We start from the raw sequence: 6,660 nt of genomic DNA on the forward strand, positions 1-6,660 counted from the left end.
TCTCCGAACAGGTCGCCCGCGACGGCGAGGGCGCGCGCAAGCTCGTCGAGATCATCGTCGAGGGCGCGACCTCGAAGGCCTCGGCGCGCAAGATCGCGATGTCGATCGCCAATTCGCCGCTGGTGAAGACCGCGATGGCCGGCAACGACGCCAACTGGGGCCGCGTGGTCGCCGCCGTCGGCAAGTCCGGCGAGATGGCCGATCGCGACCGCTTGCGGATCTGGTTCGGCAAGCAGCTCGTCGCCGACAAGGGCGAACGCGCGCCGAAATACAACGAGAACAAGGCGACCAAGGAAGTGTCCAAGCGGGAAACCGAAATCGTCGTCGATCTGCGCCTCGGCAAGGGCAAGGCCCGGGTCTGGACCTGCGACCTGACGCATGGCTACATCGACATCAACGGCAGCTATCGCAGCTGATCGGATTGCTGCAGCTGCGAACGAGCGGCCGCGTCAATTAATTTGGCGCAAGGATTTCGTAATTCGGGCAGCATGGGGCGCCGAGGCGATTGGGCATCGGCGTCCGGCGAGGCTCGCCCCATGACCGACGACCGTTTTTTCCCGCGATCCGGCCCGTATTCGCTGGCTGAAATTGCCGCCCGGGCCAACGTCGAATTGGCTGCCGATGCGCCGCGCGACCGGATGATCCGTGGAATCGCGCCGCTGGACCGGGCCGAGCCCGACGAACTCAGCGTCTTCTGCGACGTCCATCATGCCGACGCTTTCGCAGCGACAAACGCCGGAGCGGTCATCACCAGTGTCAAGCTGGCCGAGCGGCCGCACAACGGGGCGGCTCTGCTGGTGGCGCGCGACCCGCGCTACGTTTTTGCCGTCGCGGGGCTGATGTTCTATCCGCGCAGCTTGGGCGAACCCGGAATCCACGCAGCCGCCCATGTCGATCCGAGTGCCATCATCGGCGAGGGATGCCGCATCGATGCCGGAGCAGTGATTGGCCCGGGCGTTCGCCTGGGCGCGGGTTGTCACATCGCCTCTCACGCGGTGCTGGGCACTGGTGTGGAAATCGGCGCGAACAGTCGCGTCGCCCCCAATGCATCGATTTCCCATGCCCTGATCGGCGCCAACGTTTCCATCGGCGCCGGCGCGGTGATCGGCGGTGAAGGGTTTGGCGTCGTTCTGGGGCCGACCGGCCTGATGTGCTCGGCACAGATCGGGCGCGTGCTTATCGGAGACAACGTGCGGGTCGGGGGCAATTGCACCATCGATCGCGGCGCCGTCGGCGATACGGTCATCGGCGCGGGCACGATGTTCGACAATTTGGTTCAGGTTGCCCACAACGTCCACATCGGCCGCAACTGCATATTCGCCGGTCAATCCGGTGTCGCCGGTTCGGTCACCATCGGCGATAACGTGATGGTCGGGGGCGCCGTATCGATCAGCGACCACCTTGTGATCGGTTCGAACGCGCGCATCGCCGGCAAAAGCGGTGTCGCGCGCGACGTTGCCGACGGCGAAACGGTCGGCGGCTATCCGGCCGTGCCGGTCCGCCAGTGGCACCGCCAGACCACCTTCCTGGCGCGCCTTCATCACAAGTCCGAAGCGTAGCGGTTCGCGGTCTGGAATTGCCGCTTGATCGGCGCGGCCGCGGCGTGTACCAACCGATGGTTGCAAACACGAGAGGGCCCCGCCATGATCGCCGTCACGTCTGCGCAGCTCGCGCAACTCGCGCCCAATGCCATCGATGCCTATCGCACGGCCTTTGCATCCGCCGACACGGTGCTGGTGCCGTATGGCATCAACGATTCGGCACTGCGCCTCAGCCATTTCATGGCGCAGGTGCTGCACGAGAGCGGCGCGCTGACCATTCGCAGCGAAAACCTGAACTACCGTGCCGATCGCCTGATGCAGGTGTGGCCCAGCCGTTTTCCCACTCTGGAGACAGCCCAGCCCTACGAGCACAATCCCGAAAAGCTCGCCAACTTCGTCTATGGCGGGCGGATGGGCAACGTGAATCCGGGGGACGGCTGGGCGTTCATCGGCCGCGGCCTGATCCAGCTCACCGGCCGTTCATCCTATGAGAAATACGGCCATTTACTGGGCGCCGATTTTGCCAACACGCCCGACCTCGTCGTCAGTGGCGACTGGGCGCTGAAGGTGGCGGCCGAGGAATGGAAGGCGGGCAATTGCAATGCCAAGGCCGATGTCGATGACGTCGTCGGCGTGACCAAGATTATCAACGGCGGCACCATCGGCCTCGACGCCCGCAAGGCGTGGCTCGCCCAGTGCAAAGCGATCTGGCACTGATGGGATTCCGTTCTGCGTCGATCGGGCTGGTCTTGTGTCTCGTTGCCGCGAACGCCGAAGTGATGCCGGTGTCCGACGCACAATGCACCGTGATGAAGGCGCATCACGTCCTCAATGCCGGCGCACCGGTCGGGTGCGAGCGGCTGGCGGTGGTGCGGTTCGCCTACGTGGATTTCGCCGGCCGCAGCCATGACGATGGTCGCGTAATCGTGCTCGACGCGGTGGCGGCGCGTGTGGAGCGCATATTCGCCGAGCTCCACCGTCGCCGCTTTCCGATCGCCAAGGCGCAGCCGATGGAGGCCTATGACGGCGACGACAATGCCGCGATGGCCGACAACAATACCTCTGGCTTCAATCATCGCGCGGTACCCGGATCGGCGCGCCTGTCGCTGCATGCCTATGGCGTCGCGATCGATCTCAATCCGGTCCAGAACCCGTTTGTCACCGACAACGGCACCGCGGTCGCACCTTCCGCAGGGGAGGCCTTTCTCGCTCGCCCTCGCGCAGCGCCGGGATTTGCCGAGGCAGCAATCGACATCTTCGCCGACAACGGATTTCTGGAGTGGGGCGGGGCCTGGCACGATCCAGTCGATTACCAGCATTTCGACATCGGCCGCCCGCTGGCGGAAAAACTTGCTCGCCTTCCGCGGCGGGAGGCACGCGCCGCATTCGATTCCGTCGTAGCTGCATACCTGCACTGCGTCGCCGAGGCGTCAGACGGCTCGCCGCAATTGCGCCGGCAAATATGCGCTAAAGCCGCCCTGAATTAAGGGTTTGACGCTGGTTTGCCACAATCGGGGCGGGTCTTGCCCCGATATGACCCATCTTTTGATATGCGCCCGCCAAATGCCGCGCCTATCTCTTGCTCCTGACGAAAGGACGAGACACGGACATGCGTGCGAAGACCAAACGTGAGCCCGATCTGACCGGCGCTCCAGGCAAACTGCTGGCCGCAGCCCTGGTCGCGTTCGGCGTCATTGCTTTCAGTGCCTACGGCTTTGCGACCGGAGACCAGCCGAAACCGGCGGCCTCCCACGCCGCTTCCAACGAAATCCGCACCACCCCCGACAATGCGGGACAGCGCGAGCTGCCACCGCCGGTGGAGCCGTCGAAGGCGGAGTAGGCCACTTCTCCAGGGCGAATTCAGGAACGGGCGGTCCGGCGGGGCCGCCCGTTTCGTTTGTGGCCCTTACGGAGTCCGCAAAAAAGTAGCCCCCGGAGATTGCTCTCCGGGGGCCGGGTCCGCGTCCGTATGCGGGGGGGCCTGGACGCGAACAAACGTCTGATTAGGCCCGTACCAAGTTTACGACCGTCGTGTCGATATCCTCGGTCGTTTCTTTGTCGTACGTGTCGACATAAGCACGGCCATAGTAGCTGTCGAGCAGGATCTGCTTCAGTTCGCCCATCAGCGGGAAGCGCGGATTGGCGCCGGTGCACTGATCGTCGAACGCGGCAACCGCGATCTCGTCGAGCTTGGCCAGGAAGTCGGCTTCCGCCACGCCCGCCGCCTGGATCGAGGCGGGGATGTCGAGGTCCTTCTTGAGGCCTTCCAGCCAGGCGATCAAATTGTTGACCTTGTCGCCGGTGCGGGCGCCGCCGAGGCCGAGGTGATCGGCGATTTCGGCATAACGGGCACGGGCTTTCGGCCGGTCGTACTGGCTGAACGCAGTCTGCTTGGTCGGATTGTCGTTGGCGTTGTAGCGGATGACGTTGCAGATCAAGAGCGCGTTCGCCAGGCCGTGCGGGACGTGGAATGCCGCACCCAGCTTGTGCGCCATCGAGTGGCAGACGCCGAGGAAGGCATTGGCGAAGGCGATGCCGGCAATGGTGGCGCCATTGTGCACTTTTTCGCGTGCCACCGGGTTCTTGGCGCCTTCCTTGTAGGACGCCGGCAGGAAGTTCTTCAGCAGCTTGAGCGCCTGCAGCGCCTGGGCATCCGAATACTCGTTGGCCAGCACCGAGACATAGGCTTCGGTCGCATGCGTCACCGCATCGATGCCGCCGAACGCGGTCAGCGACTTCGGCAGGTTCATGACGAGGTTGGCATCGACGATCGCCATGCTCGGCATCAGTTCGTAATCGGCGAGCGGATACTTCATTCCGGTGGCGTCATCGGTCACCACCGCGAACGGAGTGACTTCCGAGCCGGTGCCGGAGGTGGTCGGGATGGCGACGAAATCGGCCTTGAGGCCCATCTTGGGGAACTTGTAGATGCGCTTGCGGATGTCCATGAAGCGCAGCGCCAGGTCCTCGAAGTGGACTTCGGGGTGCTCGTACATCACCCAGATGATCTTGGCCGCATCCATCGGCGAACCGCCGCCGATCGCGATAATGACGTCGGGCAGGAACGCGTTGGCCTTCTCGACGCCCTTCTTGACGATCGACAGCGTCGGATCGGCTTCGACTTCATAGAACACGTCAACGTCGAGCCCATGCTGCTTGAGCAGCTTGATCGGTTCGTCGGTGTAACCGTTGGCGAACAGGAAATGGTCGGTGACGACGAGCGCCTTCTTCTTGCCGGCGAATTCCTTGAACGCCTCGTTGAGGGCGCCGCGGCGGAAATAAACGGACTTCGGAACCTTGTGCCAGAGCATGTTTTCTTCGCGTTTTGCGACGACTTTTTTGTTGATCAAGTGCTTGGGACCGACGTTCTCGGAGATCGAGTTGCCGCCCCACGAACCGCAGCCCAGCGTCAGCGACGGCGCCATGGTGAAGTTGTAGAGGTCGCCGATGCCGCCGTGCGACGAGGGCATGTTGACCAGGATGCGCGCCGTCTTCATCTTGGCGCCGAAGGCATTGACCCGGTCGGGGCGGCGGTCTTGATCCGTGTACAGAACGGATGTGTGGCCGATGCCGCCGAGCGCCACCAGATCCGCCGCCGCTTCGAGCGCCGCGGCGAAATCCTTGCGCCGGTAGAGCGCGAGGGTGGGCGACAGCTTTTCCTGCGCGAAGGCCTCGGTCTCGTCGGTGAGTTCCACTTCGCCGATCAGCACCTTGGTGTTGGGCGGAACCGTGATGCCCGCCATCGCGGCGATCTTCACCGCCGACTGGCCGACCACGTTCGGGCACAGATGGCCCTTGGGGAACACGACTTCGCGCACCATGCCGAGTTCGTTGCCCGACAGGATGTAGCCGCCATGGCTGGAGAAGCGCTCGCGCACCGCATCATAGACGCTGTCGACCACGACCACGGCCTGCTCGGAGGCGCAGATCATGCCGTTGTCGAAGGTCTTCGACATCAGGATCGAGGCGACGGCGCGCTTGATGTCGGCAAATTCGTCGATCACCACCGGCGCGTTACCGGCGCCGACGCCGATCGCCGGCTTGCCCGACGAATACGCGGCCTTGACCATGCCGGGGCCGCCAGTGGCCAGGATCAGGTTGATGCCGGGGTGGCGCATCAGGGCGTTCGAGAGCTCGATCGAGGGCTCATCGATCCAGCCGACGATGCTTTCCGGCGCGCCGGCCGCGACCGCCGCGTCGAGCACCAGCTTCGCCGCCGCGACCGTCGCCTTCTTAGCGCGCGGATGGGGGCTGAACACGATGCCGTTGCGCGTCTTCAGCGAGATCAGCGCCTTGAAGATCGTGGTCGAGGTCGGATTGGTGGTGGGGACGATACCGCAGATCGTGCCGATCGGTTCGGCGATCGTGATCGTGCCGCCGACGTCGTCGTTCTCGAGCACGCCGCAGGTCGGTTCGTCCTTGTACTTGTTGTAGATGTATTCCGACGCGAAATGGTTCTTGATGACCTTGTCTTCAACGACGCCCATGCCGGTTTCCTCGGCAGCCATCATGGCCAACGAGATGCGCGCCTCGGTGGCGGCAAAAGCAGCGGCTCGGAAGATGCGATCGACCTTCTCCTGCGAATAACTGGCAAACTCCGCTTGCGCCGCGTTCACGCGCGCAACCAAAGCATCCAATTCAGGGAGGCTAGCTACGGACATTGTTCTTCCTCTTCTCTTCATTCTTGATGGCGCTGATATGAGCCGTTGCTGTGCATCTAATTAGGCAAAGAGGTATGTCTTATACGCACATGCGGCAAACTGGCTGTCATAGTCAGTAACATCAATCCGTAATGCCACTGAGATGCCGCATTATTCCTGCTCTCCGTAAGGGCAAAATATGCGCGCGAAATGCGCATCTGCGTAACATTGCTGCAAAGATACCGGTCTCACGTCGGCGCGTCCTCAATTGACGCAGAACGGCCGCGGGATAACCCTATTTGCGAAACATTTCGCAATAGATGGGGAGGCTATGTTGCGAGCAATTGTGATGGCGATGTTGAGCGCAAGCGTCATGATTCCGAGCGTTTCGTTCGCTGGTGCGCGTGATGATTCCACCGTCGTGATGAGCGACAATCCTTCGCTCTTGAAGATCTAAAATGCGTGGGGCTTCAGCGACG

The 6,660-nt window shown here is 63.0% G+C and carries 6 protein-coding genes; 5 read left to right on the forward strand and 1 reads right to left on the reverse strand.

All coding sequences use genetic code 11. From position 1 onward, the window contains the following. From AC1P6P_RS13370 to AC1P6P_RS13390, 5 genes are all read left to right on the forward strand, one after another. Nucleotides 1-416 (forward strand): bifunctional ornithine acetyltransferase/N-acetylglutamate synthase (locus AC1P6P_RS13370; RefSeq protein WP_481402942.1); only part of this gene is annotated, 416 nt, incomplete at its 5' end. A gap of 120 nt (nt 417-536) precedes the next feature. Beyond that, nucleotides 537-1,559 carry a UDP-3-O-(3-hydroxymyristoyl)glucosamine N-acyltransferase gene (gene lpxD, locus AC1P6P_RS13375; RefSeq protein WP_481402943.1) on the forward strand — a complete coding sequence of 341 codons (1,023 nt, stop codon included), beginning with the start codon at nt 537-539 and terminating at the stop codon, nt 1,557-1,559. 84 nt (nt 1,560-1,643) lie between these two features. Next, nucleotides 1,644-2,258 carry a glycoside hydrolase family 19 protein gene (locus AC1P6P_RS13380; protein ID WP_481402944.1) on the forward strand — a complete coding sequence of 205 codons (615 nt, stop codon included), beginning with the start codon at nt 1,644-1,646 and terminating at the stop codon, nt 2,256-2,258. Continuing rightward, complete coding sequence (locus tag AC1P6P_RS13385; protein WP_481402945.1) at nt 2,258-3,028, forward strand: M15 family metallopeptidase; 771 nt, start codon at nt 2,258-2,260, stop codon at nt 3,026-3,028. The genes AC1P6P_RS13380 and AC1P6P_RS13385 overlap by 1 nt, the downstream gene beginning before the upstream one ends. Nucleotides 3,029-3,150: 122 nt before the next feature. Next, nucleotides 3,151-3,381, forward strand: a complete 231-nt coding sequence (locus AC1P6P_RS13390; RefSeq protein ID WP_481402946.1) for a hypothetical protein — start codon at nt 3,151-3,153, stop codon at nt 3,379-3,381. A 163-nt stretch (nt 3,382-3,544) separates the two neighbouring features. Here AC1P6P_RS13390 and adhE read toward each other — a convergent pair whose 3' ends face one another. After that, on the reverse strand, nt 3,545-6,202 hold the full coding sequence (gene adhE, locus AC1P6P_RS13395) for a bifunctional acetaldehyde-CoA/alcohol dehydrogenase (RefSeq protein ID WP_481402947.1): 2,658 nt from the start codon (nt 6,200-6,202) through the stop codon (nt 3,545-3,547). Nucleotides 6,203-6,660 lie beyond the last annotated feature (458 nt).

The sequence above is a fragment of the Rhizomicrobium sp. genome (genome assembly GCF_056722145.1).